The organism is Bacillus sp. ISL-7, from assembly GCF_018613065.1.
Map to the genome: position 1 here is coordinate 263,326 of NZ_JAGGQW010000031.1, position 18,198 is coordinate 281,523.

The 18,198-nt window shown below is 36.1% G+C and carries 21 protein-coding genes; 7 read left to right on the forward strand and 14 right to left on the reverse strand.

Annotation, left to right across the window (positions count from 1 at the left end):
* The first annotated feature begins 59 nt into the window (after positions 1 to 59).
* Positions 60 to 1,238 (forward strand): M20 family metallopeptidase, encoded by a 1,179-nt coding sequence (locus J7E66_RS10615; protein ID WP_285289209.1) that lies wholly within the window; start codon positions 60 to 62, stop codon positions 1,236 to 1,238.
* Between the two features lie 16 nt (positions 1,239 to 1,254).
* On the opposite strand, the gene J7E66_RS10620 is transcribed toward J7E66_RS10615, so the two are convergent.
* From J7E66_RS10620 to J7E66_RS10630, 3 genes are all read right to left on the reverse strand, one after another.
* The gene (locus J7E66_RS10620) at positions 1,255 to 1,980 is read right to left on the reverse strand and encodes an EcsC family protein (protein WP_214999863.1); all 726 of its coding nucleotides are present in this window, start codon (positions 1,978 to 1,980) and stop codon (positions 1,255 to 1,257) included.
* Between the two features lie 98 nt (positions 1,981 to 2,078).
* Positions 2,079 to 3,290, reverse strand: a complete 1,212-nt coding sequence (locus J7E66_RS10625) for an ABC transporter permease (protein ID WP_214999865.1) — start codon at positions 3,288 to 3,290, stop codon at positions 2,079 to 2,081.
* A complete protein-coding gene (locus J7E66_RS10630) occupies positions 3,283 to 4,023 on the reverse strand; it encodes an ABC transporter ATP-binding protein (RefSeq protein WP_168242426.1) in 741 nt (246 codons plus the stop codon). Before J7E66_RS10630 ends, J7E66_RS10625 begins: the two co-directional genes overlap by 8 nt.
* Before the next feature lie 596 nt (positions 4,024 to 4,619).
* Here J7E66_RS10630 and J7E66_RS10635 point away from each other — a divergent pair.
* Both J7E66_RS10635 and J7E66_RS10640 read left to right on the forward strand, forming a co-directional pair.
* A complete protein-coding gene (locus J7E66_RS10635) occupies positions 4,620 to 5,039 on the forward strand; it encodes an HIT family protein (RefSeq protein WP_214999866.1) in 420 nt (139 codons plus the stop codon).
* Between the two features lie 145 nt (positions 5,040 to 5,184).
* Positions 5,185 to 5,712 (forward strand): tryptophan transporter, encoded by a 528-nt coding sequence (locus tag J7E66_RS10640; protein WP_088086002.1) that lies wholly within the window; start codon positions 5,185 to 5,187, stop codon positions 5,710 to 5,712.
* A gap of 57 nt (positions 5,713 to 5,769) precedes the next feature.
* Here J7E66_RS10640 and yhzF read toward each other — a convergent pair whose 3' ends face one another.
* Positions 5,770 to 5,961 carry a membrane protein YhzF gene (gene yhzF, locus J7E66_RS10645; RefSeq protein WP_168242423.1) on the reverse strand — a complete coding sequence of 64 codons (192 nt, stop codon included), beginning with the start codon at positions 5,959 to 5,961 and terminating at the stop codon, positions 5,770 to 5,772.
* A gap of 333 nt (positions 5,962 to 6,294) precedes the next feature.
* On the opposite strand from yhzF, the gene J7E66_RS10650 reads away from it, so the two are divergent.
* Complete coding sequence (locus tag J7E66_RS10650) at positions 6,295 to 6,870, forward strand: HTH-type transcriptional regulator Hpr (protein ID WP_168242422.1); 576 nt, start codon at positions 6,295 to 6,297, stop codon at positions 6,868 to 6,870.
* Between the two features lie 7 nt (positions 6,871 to 6,877).
* Here J7E66_RS10650 and J7E66_RS10655 read toward each other — a convergent pair whose 3' ends face one another.
* On the reverse strand, positions 6,878 to 7,213 hold the full coding sequence (locus J7E66_RS10655; protein WP_214999868.1) for a DUF1878 family protein: 336 nt from the start codon (positions 7,211 to 7,213) through the stop codon (positions 6,878 to 6,880).
* A 242-nt stretch (positions 7,214 to 7,455) separates the two neighbouring features.
* Between J7E66_RS10655 and J7E66_RS10660 the strand changes: the two genes are divergently transcribed.
* The gene (locus J7E66_RS10660; RefSeq protein ID WP_088085999.1) at positions 7,456 to 7,635 is read left to right on the forward strand and encodes a hypothetical protein; all 180 of its coding nucleotides are present in this window, start codon (positions 7,456 to 7,458) and stop codon (positions 7,633 to 7,635) included.
* A gap of 95 nt (positions 7,636 to 7,730) precedes the next feature.
* On the opposite strand, the gene J7E66_RS10665 is transcribed toward J7E66_RS10660, so the two are convergent.
* Together J7E66_RS10665 and J7E66_RS10670 are read right to left on the reverse strand one after the other, a co-directional pair.
* Entirely contained in the window at positions 7,731 to 7,823 is a 93-nt protein-coding gene (locus J7E66_RS10665; RefSeq protein WP_066251949.1) for a YjcZ family sporulation protein, read from the reverse strand.
* Positions 7,824 to 7,857: 34 nt separating this feature from the next.
* Positions 7,858 to 7,944 (reverse strand): YjcZ family sporulation protein, encoded by an 87-nt coding sequence (locus tag J7E66_RS10670; protein WP_214713368.1) that lies wholly within the window; start codon positions 7,942 to 7,944, stop codon positions 7,858 to 7,860.
* Positions 7,945 to 8,153: 209 nt separating this feature from the next.
* On the opposite strand from J7E66_RS10670, the gene J7E66_RS10675 reads away from it, so the two are divergent.
* Positions 8,154 to 9,026: a peptidylprolyl isomerase gene (locus tag J7E66_RS10675; RefSeq protein WP_214999870.1), complete on the forward strand. Its 873-nt coding sequence runs from the start codon at positions 8,154 to 8,156 to the stop codon at positions 9,024 to 9,026.
* A 45-nt stretch (positions 9,027 to 9,071) separates the two neighbouring features.
* Here the strand turns inward: J7E66_RS10675 and J7E66_RS10680 are convergent, their stop codons facing one another.
* From J7E66_RS10680 to J7E66_RS10705, 6 genes are all read right to left on the reverse strand, one after another.
* Complete coding sequence (locus J7E66_RS10680; protein WP_214999872.1) at positions 9,072 to 9,284, reverse strand: sporulation YhaL family protein; 213 nt, start codon at positions 9,282 to 9,284, stop codon at positions 9,072 to 9,074.
* A 114-nt stretch (positions 9,285 to 9,398) separates the two neighbouring features.
* Positions 9,399 to 10,343, reverse strand: a complete 945-nt coding sequence (gene yhaM, locus J7E66_RS10685) for a 3'-5' exoribonuclease YhaM (protein WP_168242419.1) — start codon at positions 10,341 to 10,343, stop codon at positions 9,399 to 9,401.
* A 50-nt stretch (positions 10,344 to 10,393) separates the two neighbouring features.
* The gene (locus tag J7E66_RS10690) at positions 10,394 to 13,399 is read right to left on the reverse strand and encodes an ATP-binding protein (RefSeq protein WP_214999874.1); all 3,006 of its coding nucleotides are present in this window, start codon (positions 13,397 to 13,399) and stop codon (positions 10,394 to 10,396) included.
* A gap of 18 nt (positions 13,400 to 13,417) precedes the next feature.
* Complete coding sequence (locus J7E66_RS10695; protein ID WP_214999876.1) at positions 13,418 to 14,638, reverse strand: metallophosphoesterase family protein; 1,221 nt, start codon at positions 14,636 to 14,638, stop codon at positions 13,418 to 13,420.
* Between the two features lie 123 nt (positions 14,639 to 14,761).
* The gene (locus J7E66_RS10700; protein ID WP_214999878.1) at positions 14,762 to 16,015 is read right to left on the reverse strand and encodes an ABC transporter permease; all 1,254 of its coding nucleotides are present in this window, start codon (positions 16,013 to 16,015) and stop codon (positions 14,762 to 14,764) included.
* Positions 16,008 to 16,907: an ABC transporter ATP-binding protein gene (locus J7E66_RS10705; RefSeq protein WP_214999880.1), complete on the reverse strand. Its 900-nt coding sequence runs from the start codon at positions 16,905 to 16,907 to the stop codon at positions 16,008 to 16,010. Before J7E66_RS10705 ends, J7E66_RS10700 begins: the two co-directional genes overlap by 8 nt.
* Before the next feature lie 121 nt (positions 16,908 to 17,028).
* Here J7E66_RS10705 and J7E66_RS10710 point away from each other — a divergent pair, with 121 nt between their 5' ends.
* Positions 17,029 to 17,214, forward strand: a complete 186-nt coding sequence (locus J7E66_RS10710) for a YhzD family protein (RefSeq protein ID WP_098932820.1) — start codon at positions 17,029 to 17,031, stop codon at positions 17,212 to 17,214.
* Between the two features lie 37 nt (positions 17,215 to 17,251).
* On the opposite strand, the gene J7E66_RS10715 is transcribed toward J7E66_RS10710, so the two are convergent.
* Complete coding sequence (locus tag J7E66_RS10715) at positions 17,252 to 18,043, reverse strand: enoyl-CoA hydratase (protein ID WP_214713243.1); 792 nt, start codon at positions 18,041 to 18,043, stop codon at positions 17,252 to 17,254.
* Positions 18,044 to 18,198: the final 155 nt, after the last annotated feature.

Here is an 18,198-nt window from a genome sequence, read left to right on the forward strand (position 1 = left end):
AAGTGATAAAATAGTTTGAAAATACATTCTTTATTTCTGATACGTTTGGGGGAATCGATTTGTTAAACAAGCTGTTTGCTGCCTTAGAAGAGTCATATGAAGAAATGGTTGCCTTACGCCGTTATATGCACCAGCATCCAGAGTTATCTTTTCAGGAATATAATACAGCAAAATTCATTCATTCCTTTTATGAGAAGCTCCAAATTGAAGTAAGAGTTAACGTGGGTGGTAATGGTGTAGTTGCTAAGGTTTATGGAAAGAAACCTGGTAAAACGGTTGCATTACGCGCTGATTTTGATGCATTACCCATTCAGGATGAAAAGGAAGTTCCATACAAATCCTTAGTTCCAGGAGTGATGCATGCTTGTGGACATGATGGTCATACGGCTACTCTCCTCGTCCTTGCAAAAACAATCAACGATTTAAAAGAGGAATTGGAAGGCACATATGTTTTTATCCATCAACACGCTGAGGAGTACGCTCCTGGTGGTGCGATTTCAATGATTGAAGATGGATGTTTAGATGGTGTTGATGTGATTTTTGGTACTCATTTATGGGCAAGTGAAACGACGGGAACCATCCAATATCGAACCGGACCAATCATGGCGGCGGCTGACCGCTTTGAAATTGACATCCAGGGGAAAGGCGGTCATGGTGCCCAGCCACATAAAACGGTAGATGCCATCGTAATTGCTTCACAGCTTGTTTTAAATCTACAGCAAATTGTCAGTCGCAGGATTAATCCGATTGATTCCGCTGTTGTCACCATTGGCTCTTTCACGGCACAGAATGCCTTCAACGTTATAGCTGACAAAGCGCACCTCATTGGCACTGTGCGGACTTTTAATGATAACGTCCGTCAATTTATCGAGGATGAAATGGAAAGAATTATTGCTGGTACATGCTCAATGTCAGGCAGTTCATATGAATTTAGGTTTGATCGGGGATACCCTGCGGTGGTCAATCATGAGAAAGAAACGGCTTATTTGACTTCCTGTGCTCAGAAGGTCGCAGAAGTAACCACTATCGAAGAAAGCGAGCCGCAAATGGGCGGTGAAGATTTCGCCTATTATTTGCAAAACGTGCCAGGTACATTCTTCTTCACCGGAGCAAAGCCGGTAGGTAACGAAACAGGATACCCTCATCATCACCCCAAATTTGATATTGATGAAAAGGCAATGTTAATTGCAGCGAAAACATTGGGTGTGGCCGCAATAAGTATTCATGGTAATGATTAAGGAAAATCCCCTGAACTCAAATTGGGTCAGGGGTTTTTTGCAGTAGTCTTAATCGATAGGCATTCATAGCTGTTTCTCCTAAATGCTTAAGGAGATTGTGATTGGCATAAGCACCGACAAAAGCTCCAATGCCCGGGACTAGTTGGAGCATTTTAGCTAAGTCGATATAATCCCGATACTCCTGCTGAAACTTCCGCCAATCCATTTCCACAAGAACCCGTTTTCGATTCTCCCAGTTTTCAATTTCATCTAGTGTACTCTTACGTATGTCCTCACTTGAAAATGCAAGCTGAAAAACATGAAGAATAAAAAGCCTTTCTGCATATTCCTTTGTATTAAACCCATAGATGGATGCTGCTTCAAATAGAAATTTCATCTTAATGGAAAGCAGTAACGGAAAGTCAGCAAGTCCAAGCAAAATACCACCAGCCCCAGTCCCCGCACCTTCAATCATCGCTGTCTTTTGAAAGGCAGTGATTTTTTTAGCTGCCAATTCATCTCTTTCAGCAAGCGTTAACCCACATGCCTGATCCTTATTTGTTGTCACCTGCGAGCCGAATAACGTTGCTTTTACCATTGCTTTGATACTTTCTGTCATTACCTCATGAACCTTTTCAGGAATTAATTCATTTATTTTCCCTTGAGCTTTTTTCGATAATCGGTTCATCATCCCTGAACGCCTCGTTAATTTTCGTTTCCACTCTTCGACTTCCTCAAAAACCTTTAATTCATACTCGTTCATTGGCAACCCCCCCCCAATAATTATATGCATACATACGAAGTCCTCCGCCCAATAGTTTCAAAAAAATCCCCTTCTATGATCTAAAAGGGGATTTCCGATTATGATTTCAAACGTTTACTAGCGTAAAAATAAACAAAAACATAGCTAAAAACAAGTTCAGCACCTACAGATAGCAACGATATGAACAAATCACCTTTAAACAATATAAATAATGAAAAGATGACTGCTTGGATCGCTAAAATGGTCATTAATAAAGAGTAAAATGCTCCTGTTTTATATTTTTGTTCCACAGGATATAAGTCTACCCATAGTTTATTTTGATGATGATTCCAAAGTGGAAGAAGTTGAAAACCCGTTAAATATAAGAATAAAATTCCAAGTAAAATTTGACCTATCCCAAAAGAAATAAAATAAATCGCAAGTGCACCAATTACTGTTAAGCGCATAAAGAGTCCTAGATAATCAGATGACCGTAAAAAGGCTCTCGAAAACAAATATTGATAGGTCTTATCTCGGGAAAAGGCAATTCGGTTAATGAATAAATCTAACCATTTTCTTCTTTTTACCGTATCCCTTAATTTTGGCACGTCTGTAAACATATTTGCCAGTCGGTAGAAGGACGCCATCCTTTTCTCTTCTTGATTAATTAATAAATCCCATTTAAGGCCCATTTTCTTAGTTTGAACATAAAAGTAAAAGTAATAAAAAATACAAACTACCACAATTAGCAATAGGATAAAAATACTCGCTTGTTTAAATAACAAATATGTAAAAGTTGCATTTAATAAATAGCGAACAAAGATGTCCCATCTATGGATAGAAGATTGAACGAAAAAGTCGATTCGCCAGCTAGTTGCTAAATTCCAAGCCTTTAAGGCCAAAAGTATAACTAGAAAGGGGATAAATGAACGGAAGCCATTACTACTTATTTGGGCATACATTGGCATCAATACTGCCAACACCATAAGGAGAAGATACCCTTGAAAAACAAGACTCGCTCCTCCTGAACGAAGAAAATATCCTTTTAATTTATCCTCAAGCGGGAGTATAAACACCTGATCGGCTTCAAGCAGGAAATTGTAAACAGGACTATAGGTTAACAAGATACTAATCAATACAGCGATAATTATTTCTGCAGGAAAACCATCTGAAAGGGTTTCAATCCACTTTTGATAATAAAATGAGGCCGTTCCAATTAAAAACAATAAAACAACGACCAGATGCCCATTGAAAATATAGCGTAAATACCTGCCTAAATCTTTAATACGACTGCTAGCTCGGTCTTTCCAAAGCTTTTTTTCATCAAACATAATTTTCTTCCTTTGTTAATTGAATATACAAATCATCTAAAGAAGCAGCTGGCATGGAAAATTGCTCCCTCAACTCCTCAAGCGTCCCTTTTGCACGTATTTTTCCTTCATGCAAGATCACAAATCGATTACAATACTTTTCCGCAGTGGCCAAAATATGAGTGGACATTAAAATACCTGCACCGTTATCTTTCATTTTTTTCATCAAATCAAGTAGGGATTGAATACCCAGCGGGTCAAGCCCGACAAAAGGTTCATCAACAATATATAGAGACGGCTGAATTAAAAATGCACACATAATCATTACCTTTTGTTTCATGCCTTTAGAAAAATGGGCAGGAAACCACTTTAAACGCTTTTCCATACGAAATTCTGTCAGCAATGATGTAATGCGCTCTTTATAAGTGGCCTCATCAAGACCGTACGCCATTGCCGTAAGTTTCAAATGCTCCTCAAGGGTCAATTCTTCATATAAAACCGGGGTTTCTGGAACAAACGTAAACAATTTACGATAAGCTTCTTTATTTTCTGTAAAGGTTTGTCCATTTATTTTTACTGCACCACGGTGTGGTTCCATTAATCCAATAATGTGTTTTATGGTTGTACTTTTGCCCGCGCCATTTAATCCAATAAGGCCGACGATTTCTTTTTCCTTTACTTCAAAGGAAACATCTTTTAAGACAGGGTTTCGGGTATATCCCCCGACAAGATTTTCGATCATTAATAAAGACATTTGCAACGTCCTTCCTAAGCACGATTATTTTATTATTTTAACAAATTGTCCTTGATAAAAATAGAAATTCAATTTTTTATCTTTTTTTTGTATATTTCTTTTCACATCGGACATCATAATATTCGAAGGGGAAATAACTTACTTCGATGAAGCGATTCATCAAAACTTGAGATGAGGTGTCTGTCAAAGACAATTTACATTTCAAATAAGTGAGCTTCCAATTCGTTTCAGATAAGGGGATGGTTGTTTTGTACAAAGTGCATAGGAACCATTTTGAGTTCTAGTAACACCAAGTAACTGTTTATCTTAAAAAAATAAACATTAAATGAGGTGTTTACCGCAGATCGCTACCTGTTTTTATAAGTTGAGAAAACATATAAAAACAACATAGGGGATGGTCAGCTTGAACAATAATGTCTCTTTATAAAAAACACTCTATGAAAAATGAGGTGTTTATCAAAGAACACTCCTATTGAACGTATCTTTTGAAGCAATTCCCCTTCGAGAGGGCAGGATTCCATGCGGATCCTGCCTTTTTCTTTTTGGAGTTTGTATGGTAAAATAATACAAACCAATTAGAAAGGATCGTGTATGTAATGAGCGATTGTATTTTTTGTAAAATTGTTAATGGAGAAATTCCATCTGCAAAAGTTTTTGAAAATGAGCATGTATTAGCCTTCTTGGATATTACACAGGTAACAAAAGGACATACATTGGTTATTCCGAAAATACATAAGGAAAACTTATTTGAATTAACTCCAGAAATTGCCAGAAACCTTTTTGAAGTGGTCCCTGCCATTGCCAATGCCTTAAAAAAAGAATTTGAACCGATTGGATTAAATACGCTGAATAATAATGGTGAACATGCCGGTCAATCCGTATTTCATTATCATATGCATTTACTTCCGCGTTATGGAAAAGGGGACGGATTTGGAGCCGTATGGAAAAGTAATCAAAGTGAATACACATTCCAAATGTTAGATGAAATGGCTGCAAATATTAATAATCAAGTGTAAAACTAAGGTATTTTTAATTATCTGAAAATTATATCTTTATTATTATTATATAATTATGTTATAATGAAAGCAGGTTTTTCGCTGCAGGCAACTAGCGCACTGCAGGAGGAACAAATAGATTAGTATAGCAGAGGAGAGAAGAGAAATGAATACGAAGAACATTGTAATTTTAGCACTATTAGCGGGGATTGGGGTGGTCTTGCATACGGTAATGCCAAGTTTTCTTGGAATTAAACCTGACATGATGCTTGCTATGATGTTTTTAGGAATAATCCTTATTCCTGAGATAAAGAGTGTCTTGCTCTTGTCCATTGTAACCGGAGTATTGTCTGCATTAACGACTGGATTTCCAGGTGGACAAATTCCTAATATCATTGATAAGCCCATCACTGCTTTGGTCTTCCTCGGTTTATTTTTATCCTTAAAAAAATACCGAAACTCTATTGTAAGTGTTGCCGTCTTAACTGCGGTTGGAACTGCTGTTTCAGGGACAATCTTTTTAACATCCGCATTCTATCTTGTAGGCTTACCTATGTCTTTCACCGCACTATTTGCAGCAGGTGTTTTGCCGGCCATTGCACTCAATACCGTTACAATGGTTATTTTGTATCCAGTAGCTCAATCAATTGTTAAGCGAACTAAATTAACAACACCTTCCGTCATTCAAAAATAATGAACGGGATCCTTTTTAAGAAAAGAACCCAGAGGGGTTCTTTTCTTAATATACTTTCTATAAAAAATAGGTGATCATTACAGCAATTACCAAACAAATCCCCCCACCTCCAGCTAATGCAAATGTTCTTTTCTTTAATATTTGTTTAGGTGGATATACACCGGGGCTTGTTAATCTTAAAAAATATTTAATTGCTCCCAATAAAAGGATCGCACCAAAAATAAAAAAAAGGGTTGCAGCAAGCTTCATCTATCTTATCCCCCTATTTAGTTTCAAAAATTCGACCATTTTGTAACTATTTATATGTTTAGGCGTCCCTTCCTATGAACAAGGTCTATAAGTTAAAAAAAGGGATGAATGGAAACTTTTCTTTAAAATAAAATTTTAGAGTGAATTTTCTAAATGTTGCTACTTTTCCGTGGATCTTGTCAAATATGATTCTTTTTCAAGAAAAAGCATATTTTTTTATAATTCAATAGGATATTATTCTATTTTTTAAAAATTTTGTGAATTTATACTTTATTAATTTTTACTTTATTGGCATAATGAAAATAGAGAAATATAAAGTGGGTGAAAATGGGGATGACTGAAAAACAATATTCAATGAAGGAAGCGATGATTTTTACTCAGAGAGTTGCACAATTAAGTAAAGCCTTGTGGAAATCGATTGAGAAAGATTGGCAGCAATGGATAAAGCCTTTTGATTTAAATATTAATGAACATCATATTCTATGGATTGCTTACCATTTAAATGGGGCTTCTATATCGGATGTGGCCAAGTTCGGGGTTATGCATGTTTCAACAGCATTTAACTTTTCGAAAAAGTTAGAAGAACGAGGTTTGCTTCAATTTTCAAAAAAGGAAAATGACAAACGTAATACTTATATCCAGCTTACTGAAAAGGGTGAAGAGATTTTACTTCAACTAATGGAAACCTATGAGCCAAATGGCAATGCTGTATTTTCTGGTGCTTTGCCGCTTCGTGACTTATACGGCAAGTTTCCAGAGATTGTTGAAATGATGGCGATCGTCCGTAACATTTATGGGGAAGATTTCATGGAAATCTTTGAGCGTTCATTTCATAATATTGAAAGTAGGTTCGTTGAAGAAGATGGGAAGCTAAAAAAATCAAAAAATACTGAACAAGAACTCGTTTAATATTGGATTATAAGTACTTTACCATCTCTTGAAAAAGGGGTAAGTAAAGCTTTTGCGTTAAACACGCGTTAATTACTTCTCTTATATTTAGTGTAGACGGTAATGATACAGATAATTCATGAAAAAGCGGATGGAAGTACACATACCCCTCCGCTTTTTGTTCTTCCATTTTTAGGTTCATTTTGTCACATAAAGAATAAAACTTCTCTATTTCCTGTTCGGTAATCCCATTTTCAATTATTAGTTTATATAATTCAAGCTTTGGATCATTAAGCAATTTTAATAATAGCTTTTGATGAAATTCAAGCAAGTTTATTCTTTCCAGTAATTCATGTTCATTCATCCTATTGCCCTCTTTTCAGAACTTTAACATTTTTATATGTTTATTATTAACCTTTTAAAACATTGGGTAAACCATTTTTAATAATATCGGGTAATATTTTTAATTAGTAGTTCCCGACAGAACATAAATGGTTAATGCATCCATTAAGAGCCTAACATTCTTCCATTCTTTTTGACTATCTTTTTCAGGTGATTTTTGATATTGTATTAATCATATCACGTACATCAGGGAGGGAATCATTGATGATCTCCATTTTTATTGTCTTCGCTATTTTTATCTTGTTTTATGTAAATAAAATGACCAATTCACTCTGTATCCAAAAAGAAATTCCTGAAGAAAACCAACATAAGGTATTCCGTACCATTAATATCCTAATTACGATTCTTCTGATCTCTTCATATTTGGAAATTTTATATACATAATCCAATTAGAACGCTTTAGCGAACGAAGGGATTTGTATTCATTAAAAATAGAAGCGATGAGAGCATTTCTCATCGCTTTTAGTTTGGTACGTTTATTAATAAACCCAAGAAGCTCCAATGATAATTAATAAAATGAATAGGACAACCACTAAGGCAAATCCTCCACCGTAACCTGCTCCACCAGACATATATTTACCTCCATTCATAAATGTTAATTTGGTCTTACCAAATCCAAGAAGCCCCGACAATAATTAATAGTATGAAAAGTACTACAATTAAAGCAAATCCAGCTCCATATCCATGGCTCATCGTAATACCTCCTTTTTCATTTACTACGATATACTATTCAAACCGTATTCATTTCGTTTAGGCACTTCCCACTTTTTTTGAAATGATTTTTAGGTTGCCTTTTTTATAAATTTCAAAAAATAAACATCGTTATAATTTTTGCAGTAGTTCCCATTTATGTTATAGTAGAGTTTGTGGACAAGAATTTACTGTTTAGGAGAGATTTCATCATGAAAAAATGGTTATTAGCCCTTTCATTGGCTGGTGGAGTACTTGCATTAACTGCATGTAATCAAAGCGGATCTGATACAGTGGCAGAGAGCAAAGTTGGTAATGTTACGCAAGAAGAACTTTACAATACAATGAAGGATAAATACGGGGACCAAGCCCTTCAGCAGCTTGTATATGAAAAAGTTCTATCTAAGAAATACAAGGTTACTGATAAGGAATTAAATGCGAAAATCGACCAATTAAAAACAGATCTTGGTGCAAATTTTGAATCTACGCTTGCACAATATGGTTATAAAAGCGAAGATGACTTGAAGAAAACGATGAAGCTCGGCATGATGCAGGAAAAAGCTGCGATGAAAGGCGTTAAGGTAACTGAAAAGGAATTAAAGGATTACTACGCTACTTATCAACCTGAAATAAAGGCTCGTCATATCCTTGTTGCTGATGAAAAAACAGCAAATGAAGTGAAGAAAAAACTTGATGGTGGAGCAAAATTTGAAGATATGGCAAAACAGTATTCAACAGATGAAGGTTCTAAAGCAAACGGCGGGGACTTAGGCTGGTTTGGAACTGGAAAGATGGATCCTGACTTCGAAAAAGCTGCATATGCTTTAAAAGTCAATGAAATTAGTGCTCCAGTAAAATCACAATTTGGTTATCATATTATCCAATTAACTGACAAAAAAGAGAAAAAACCATACGCAGAAATGAAGGACGAAATTGAAACACAAGTAAAATCTTCTAAATTAACCACTGAAGAAATTAATAAAGCTATGGAACGTGAACTTAAAGCTGCAGATGTAAAGGTTAGTGATAAAGACTTAAAAGATGCACTTAAACCACAAGCAGGAGCAGCAACTGCTGCACAATAAGAAATGAAAAAAGCGGAACGCCTCCTATGGGCGCTTCCGCTTTTCTTATTCACCAGTTGCCTTAAGTTCTTCTTTAAATTCTTCTTTAAGTTCTTCCTTCAATTCCTTTTCTCTCTCTAGGCGTTTCATATAGATTTCGCCTTCCTGCTCAATGTTTTCCATTTCCATTAGTCGCTCTTCTCTTCCTGTTTTCAGTGCCATTAGTGCACTCACTACAATACCAACCACGACAGCATATACCCAAATAGGAATAGTCAATTTTTCTTGCTCCTTTCTTAGTGGTTGTCCACCTTTACTAAATGATATTCCCTTAAAATGAAATTATTCATATTACCTTTTAAAGCAAAAAAAATAACCCAAAAGAGGGTTATTTTATTTATGAAAAACTGGCTTATAAAAGGAACGATTATCTAAGGCGAAAATTCGCTCGGTAAATTCACCTGGCTTCACTCTTTCTAATGCACGGTCAAGCATATTCATTTTTGCATCAAGATTATCGATATAATGTAAAATCTCAGCTTCTTTAATCATTGGAGGTTTTGGACTGCCCCATTCTGCTTTTCCATGATGACTTAGAACAAGATGTTGGAGAATAAGGACTTCTTCCCCAGAAATACCCAGTTCTTCAGCTGCTTTGCCTATTTCATTAATCATAATCGTAATATGCCCAAGCAGATTCCCTTCAATTGTGTAGACCGTCGAAATGGGACCGGAAAGTTCCAATACTTTACCCATATCATGTAAAATAACCCCTGCATAGAGTAAATCCTTGTCAAGGCTTGGATAAAGCATGGCAATTGATTTGGCCAGATCAAGCATACTGACAACATGATATGCAAGTCCTGACACAAACTCATGATGATTTTTAGTTGCTGCTGGAAACTCTAAAAAAGCCTCCTGATGCTTCTTAATTAAATGCCGAGTAATTCTTTGGATATTAGGATTTTTCATTTCAAAAATATACTGCGTAAGTTTGCCTGACATTTCTTCTTGGCTTAGTGGAGCGGTCTCTAAGAAGTCATCCAATTTTACGCCATCTGACGGCCCAGTACGGCGAATTTGGCGGATTTTAAGTTGACTTTTCCCTCGATAACTATGCACATCACCTTGTATTTTTACAATACTTTGTGGTGCATAACTCTTTCCATCCTCTTCATTAACATCCCATAGCTTTGCTTCTATTTCCCCGCTTTTGTCTTGGAGAATTAGTGTTAAAAAAGGTTTGCCATTACTTGCAATTCCTTTAGTAGAACTTTTTATTAATAAAAAAAGTTCCACCTGTTCCCCTACTTCATGCTTTAATATTCCTTTACCCATAATTTCACGTCCTTTCTACTAGTAAGAGTATAACATATCCAATTATCACTCTATGAAATTATCTGAACAGCACCTTTTTCTAAAAAAAGAACATTTTCCCTTGGGAAATGTGTAAGCAAATGTTTATGACAAGTGAAAAATAATAGTTGATTTCGCTCCAGCCCTTTTAGTAGTTCTATCACTTTTTCTGTTCTATTTGCATCAAAATTTACAAAACTATCATCAATTATAATTGGGAGCAGATGTTTCTCATATAACGTAACTGCAAAAGCAAGTCTTATGGCTACGTATAATTGTTCGGTTGTAGCTTGGCTTAGTTCATTTGCTTCAAATATAGTTCGATCCTTGCGCTCAACTAAAAAACCCGATCCTGTGTCCTGTAAGTGAATCCTATGATAGTTGCCATCAGTGAGAAACAATAAATATTCCTCTGCTTTGGAGAGCATCATTGGTAAATGAATATTTTTATACTTTTCAATCGTATCTGAGAGGATCTCTTGTGCTAAACAATAGACGGACCACTCTTTCGCTGCCTCTTCCAATTCAAATTTTTTCTGCTTGTAGTGATGGAGAATATCTGAATAAATGCCTCCCTCTTCTAGGACTTGAATTTCATACCTAATGGAAGCTTGTTCTTCCAGAACTTTTTTTAATTTTGCTTGTAGTAATTGGACCTCCTCATTACATTCAGTCAGTAATTCATCACTAGGTCGCATTTGGAGGAAGTTTTCCCGTTCCTGTTCAGAGAGAATCGAATATTGTAGTTGGCTCTGCAGTGATTCTAATCTTTCAGTCAGCTTTACTTTCTTTTCTGCCTTTGCTCCAAGTTCATAAAATTGTTGCTCTGTTTCCACCTGTGCAGAAGAAATAAGTTTTTTATATTCTGATTGCAGATGAGTCAATTCCTGAGACTTTTGCCTTAAATCAGCTTCAAGGTCCGTAAGCTTACCTAGTCTCTCTTGACTCGTTATTAGCTTGCCATGTTCTTCTTTCAACTTGTTTCGCAATACATAGGCAGCATTATACAAATCTAAACCTTTTTCATTTAAATAAAGCTTCTCAAAATGATGGAGACTCTTTATTATTTTTTCCTGCTGCTGATTTATTTGCTCAATTCTTGGGTGTAATTGTTTTTTCTCTCTATAAATCAACTTATAGTGTTCAATTAGTTCAAATGCTTCTAGTAGAAAGGAATTAGCAATATATTCAGGAATCCTTAATTCATTGCTAATGGATAACAGCTTTTCTTTATTTTGAGCTGACTCCAATTCCCATTGTTCAAATTTTGCAATGACCTTTTCATATTGAGCTTGCTGCTGCTTTAACTTCATTTTTACTATTTGCAGTTCTTCTTTCCTCTGGTTATCAAGCTCTAACTGCTCCTCAAGATTTGTTATTTCGATATATTCAGCTGAGTGGAGTATTTTCGTTAACTCTTTTTCCTTTTCTCGTAAACCGTTTAATGTTTGATTTAAGTCTACTTCCTTCGATTGCTTCTTCGTTTTAGTCATAAAAATGGCTATTAAACTACACCCTAGTAAACCTAAAGTAACTAAAAACCATTGCTTTGATAGCAAGCCATAAAATGTTACTGCAGCTAGAATAAACTCAAAAAGATAAAACTGAAGTTTCTTCTGCTTATCTTGCTTTGCTGAAGTAGCTTTATCTCGTTCATTTATCTGTTGATAGAATTCTATTTTGTCTTGTAAGGCCCTTAATTCTCCTTCTATGCTCTTCTTATCATTTCCCGAAGTTAACTTCTCTTCAAGCCGCAATCGTTCCTGTACAGTTAGAACATGTCTCTCTGCTAGTCGGACCTCTTTTTCTATTTCTTCTAAATTGCCTTTTTCTTCTTGATATTGATTTTCTAATTCTTCCTTTACTTCTTCTAGCCTTTGAACTTTCCGAGAAACTACATCAACTTGGTTTTTCATATAAATATTTGTATTAATAGAAAGGATATTTTCCTCATTTAAATTTAAATGAAGCTTTTCTTTAGTTATAGAAAGCTCTTCTTCAATAGCTAAAAGTTTCGTTTCGCATTTCAGCTTCTCCTGCTTTAATTGCTCATAGAGCGGGACTTGGTCAAGCAAAGAAAGAAGAGCCGGCTCATTTTTTAGAAAAGAATGGTCTGGCTGAATCATCGCTATTTCTTTTTTCAAAATTCCAATTCTTTCGGTCATACTGTTAATCTCCGCACGATAAGGATGGATGAGTTGATTTATGTTTTCGGCCCGTTCAATACCACGTGCCGGAAACCCAATCTCTCCTAGTTCCTTTAGCTCCTTCGATGTCCACTTTTCATCCTTGACAGTGGATTCGATCCTTTTCCATTCATTTAGCTTTTCAATCATTGCCCCAAGCTCCTGTATAGACCCGTTTATTCCGGTTAGTTCTTCCTGGAGCATCTCTTTCTTTTCTACTAAATTAGAATAATTTTTATTTTTGGCTTCTGCTATTTTCAATTCTTCATTGATTTCATGAAGTGCTTGTAACTTTTCATTTAATAAAGGTTTCTTTCCTGAAGGCTTAAAGCGCGCGTCTAACTCTTTTTGCAGGAAACCTTCTGTTTTTGACAACCTTTCAGTTCCTAATGTTCCAGCGGAAAATAGGAATTTCCCTATCTCTTCACTTTTCATTTGGTGGATATTTTGCAAACCATGCAAATTAAAAGAAAAAATAGCTTGAAATAAGCTTTTATCAAAGTTTCCAGTTAATTCTTTAAGTAGTTCCTCGCCGCCCATCCTACCATTGTCCAAAACGACCTTGACATCGCCGGCAGCTTTTCCTTTAACACGTTCAATCACAGCCCCGCCGTGACTTTCATGATAAATTCTAATTTTTCCGCCGTATTTGGTACTATGTTTTGGCTCATATCGGGGCACTAATGATTGTTGTTTTGTAGGAAAACCGAATAGAATGCCATGGATAAAGGCCATAATTGTGGACTTACCAGCTTCATTTTCTCCATAGAAAACTTGAAAATCGTGAAGGTTGGTAATTTGGACATTCTCTAATTGGCCATACCCGTATATGTGTAGTTCGAGGATTTTCAAATCTTCCTCACACCTTCCCTAAACTTGATAAAGTAATTGTATAAGCAACTTCTCTGCTTTTCCGACTAGTTCTTTTTGCTCTGCAGCCGTAAACTGAGCTAAATATTTTCTCCCTAAATGGTGTTCGTACAATGGAGCCAAAGCATGCTCCACATCGTCATAATGGTCAATGGTTTCAAAGAGCTCTGCATAAAAATTAGCGTCCCTTTTCATTTGTTCTTTATCTATTTGCTGACTAACTGTGATGGTTAAGTCGACAACCCAAACAAATGATTCCTCATCTTTTTCATCCTCTAAGAGAAGCTCTAAAAGTTCGGCATCGACGCTTCTTTTTTCCCGTTCATCGTCTAATTGAATATTTTTCAAAACAAGAGATAATAGCGTCCCCTTCTGTTCCTTCCGTACACTATTGATTTGAGTCTGGCATAATTGTAACAGCTCCTGAAAACTTCTGGCTGAAGATCCATCAACCACTGCTTCTTCCCAAATAATATCAGCTGTTTCTAAAAAGGTCATTTTCAGATCAAGTTCGGTTAACGATACATGATAAATTCCTTTTACCCCTGTTTCTTTCTTATTTCTACCTTGGATATTGCCTGGATAAATGATCGGCGGTTTATCAGATAGGATCGTTCTTTTATGGATATGGCCCAATGCCCAATAATCAAAATCTTTTCGAAGCAAATCACTAACTGTAAATGGAGCATAGTTATCATGCTCAACCCCAGAACTCTCATTTCCATGAAGAATTCCGATATGGAAGTCGGCTCCTTCTTTCTTTATATAATCATCTATTCTTCTATCATAGACATGTCTCGTAGGATAACTAAAGCCATATAGATGGATGATTTCTCCGCTCTTTGTATGTAAAACTTTGGTTCCTACCTCATTAGTAAAAACATGTACATTTGGTGGCATGTCGAGGTGAACCCAGGACCCGTTTAAATGATCATGATTACCATGGACGATAAAAACAGGAATTTCTTTTTCTGCAAGCTTAAGCATCTCGGTCCGAAACCGGGATTGTGCCCGCAAGCTGCGGTCCTCACCATCGAACAAATCGCCCGCTAATATAACGAAGTCCACCTGATGGTAAATCGCAGCTGCCGTAACCTTTTTTAAGGCTGTAAACGTACTTTCTTTCACTCGTAAAAAGATATTATGAGGCAAATACTTTAATCCAACCATCGGGCTGTCCAAATGCAGATCAGCTGCATGAATAAACGTTATCTTTTTCATAAAAAATTCCTTTCCTCATCTTTTCTCCATTGTAGCACCTCTGAAATACGAATGCACGTTCTTGTTAATAGTAGGATGAAAAAATAAAGAGCTTCTACCAGGGGTAAAAGCTCAAGTTCACCTTTATTCTTTCTTAGTTAACTGTAATGCTTTTTTAATATCTTTAAAGGAGTTTGACTGTCCATACATTAAGACGCCGCCACGATATACGCGGGCCCCAAATATCGCTAAGAAAATAATAGTTGTTACAAGGATAGCTATTCCTAATAGAGCCTCCCAGACCGGAATTGTCAACATTCCAACACGCAGAAACATGATCATTGGTGTAAAGAACGGTATATAAGATGTTATCGTGATAAACGGTGCATCAGGCTTTCCCAAGCCAAACATAGCAATCATAAATCCAGCAACAACGAGCATGGTCATTGGCGTAATCATTTGCTGAACATCTTCAATTCTGCTGACAAGTGACCCGAGAAAGGCTGCAAGTGTTGCATAAAGAAAATAGCCTAGAATAAAGAAAATGACCGCGTACACGATCGTATCTCCAGGGATATCACCAAAACCATATACACCAAAAAAACCTTCTTTTAAGGATTCCATATTTTGTTTAAACGAGAAATAGCCTACAGACAGGAATACAGCAAGTTGTGTCAGGCTTAAAAGACCTATTCCGATTATCTTTGCAAACATTTGCTTAATCGGTGAGACACTTGATATTAAGATTTCCATTACCCTTGAAGATTTTTCTGTCGCAACTTCCATCGCAATCATATTTGCATACATAATTACTGAAAAATAAATGATAAATAGCAGGACGTAGACAAGACCCCTTGCTTGATTTAATTCCTCCTCTGTTTTTGCGTTCTTCTCAAGGGCAATTTTCTCAAAAGAAACGGGTTCATAAAGCTTTTGAAGCTGGACGGGTGTCAGATGGATATGAGAAGCTGCGAGCATTGTTTTTAATTGCTGGAGACTCGTTTGAAGATCTGTAAACAAGGCTGAATCAGCAATACTCATTGCTTTAAATTGTGCTTCTGGCAGTTTTTCATCATTGAAACTGAGCAGAATAATTCCTTGATAATCTCCCTTTTCTACCGCTTTTTCAGCTTCAGCTTCACTGCCCTCGTAAAGAGACAGTTTAATATTTTTATTAATTGATCTAACTTGTTTTTCCAATGGTTTGTATAATTGTCCTGTTTCATCTAAAACAACAACCATTTCTTTCCCATCATTTTTATCAAATATATCAATGATATTTGATAAGTTAGTTAAGACTAAGACGATTACAACCGTTAAAAGGGTTGTGATGATAAAAGATTTTGTTTTTAATTTGTTTATATAAGTATGGAACAAGATAATCCAAAAACTATTCATAAGAGTCACCTACTTTCTCAATAAAAATATCATTTAAAGAAGGCTCTTCAAGAGCAAATTTCCGAATAAACCCTTGATTTACTATCTCCTTAAGAATTTTTTCCGCTATGTACTCTCCTTCAATTTGTAGATGAATTCCTTCCATAGTAGGTTTTGACTTAACAACACCAGGATAACTTTTTAAGGAATCTAACGAAAAGTCAGCATGAATAACCAAGTTCTTTTTACCAAACGACCGCTTTATTTCTTTTAATGAACCATGGACCACTGGACTTCCTTTGTGTAAAATGCAAAGATGCTCGCACATTTCTTCTACATGTTCCATCCGATGACTCGAAAACACAATGGTTGTTCCACTTTCTTTTAAGGATAAAACTGATTCCTTCAGCATTTCCACATTTACTGGGTCAAGCCCGCTAAATGGCTCATCAAGAATTAATAATTTCGGTTTATGTACGACAGCCGCAATGAATTGAATTTTCTGTTGGTTCCCCTTGGAAAGTTCTTCGACTTTTTTATTCTCATACTCTTGAATTTTAAATCGCTCAAGCCATGACCTTAATTCTGTAAGTGCCTCCGTCTTTTGCATCCCTCTTAATCTTGCTAAATAGACAATTTGGTCACGGACTTTTAGTTTTGGATACAACCCTCGCTCCTCCGGAAGATAACCGACTAAGTGACTCGAAGAATAATTAATTGGCTTCCCGTCCCATGTAATCTTTCCACCGCTCGAATCGAGTAGACCTAAGATCATACGGAATGTCGTTGTTTTTCCTGCTCCATTTGCCCCTAAAAAGCCAAACATTTCTTTCTCGGGTATTTCTAAAGATAAATCGTCAACAGCAGCAAAATCTCCAAACCTTTTCGTGACATGTTCAAGTATCAGACCCATTTCACACACTCCTCTCCATTTAATTACGAATATTACACAAAATGGTTTCACTTTCTTTTTGCGCTTTTTTTTTAATTATGTGAAAATATTAAGTAACACTAGTTATTAAGGGGTTGGTGGAATGAAGACTTATAAATTAACAGCATTTGAAACCAATGGAGAAAAGATTTTAGACGAATCTATTCAGGCTGAACATGATGAGGCTGCAAAAGAATTAGCCGAAAAGATGTTAACTGAAAAAAACTTATTAGAACGTACACATCGCTGCACCTCGCCAAGTGGAAAGTTATTACTCTTTCATTCTTAAAAGGCTAAAAAACAAAGAAGCCGGCTGGCTTCTTTGTTTACTTTCCTATAAATCTAGGTGGCCTTTTTTCAATAAAGGCTCGAATTCCTTCTTGGTGGTCAATCGTTTCACGCATTTTTTGTTGGGAGAGTTTTTCTAATTCTAATATTTTTAGTAAATATGGACGATTCATGTCTGCCAATATTTTTTTTGTTTTTATCATTGCTTGAACCGGTTTGCTTAACCAATCTGCGATTCTAGCATCTAATGTCTCCTGAAGCGTTCCAGTGGCTACCTCTTCAATTAACCCCAACTCCAATGCCTCAGCAGCATTCATCATTTTACCGTCCCAGATTACGTGTTTCGCTTTTGCTTCTCCTAATTTTTTCTCTAAAAAGAAATGGGCACCTCCATCAGGAATCAAACCAATTCCGATAAAATTCATTGCAAACTTACTAGTCTTTTCGGCAATGATATGGTCTGTAGCTAATGCTAGGCTGAATCCCAAGCCTGCTGCTGCCCCTGAAACAGCGCTAATCGTTAATTTTGGCATACTATAAAGAGTAATAATAAGCTCGCTAATGCTATCCATGACTGGATAAAATTCATTTTCATTCATGCTAGAAATCATTGTTTTAATATCACCGCCGGCTGAAAAGGCTCTACCTTTTCCGGTTATTACAACAATATCAATTTCATCGGATTCACTGATTTCTTTAAGCTTACAGACAAGCCCCCTAATCATATCTGGATCCATTGCGTTTAAAGCTTCGGGTCTATTCATTTCTAATGTTGCAACACGGCCAGCAATCTTCACATGCACCTTATCGGTAATAAAATTTATCGACATGCCAAACCCTCCCATCCTCTTTCATCAATTCCATTATATAGGGAATTGATGGGATAAATAAATAAGAGTTTTTAAAATATAGTGAATTTTCTATAATTTAATCTTTTTCTTATCACAGTCAAAAAGGCAAAGGAATACCCACTGAAAATTAAATC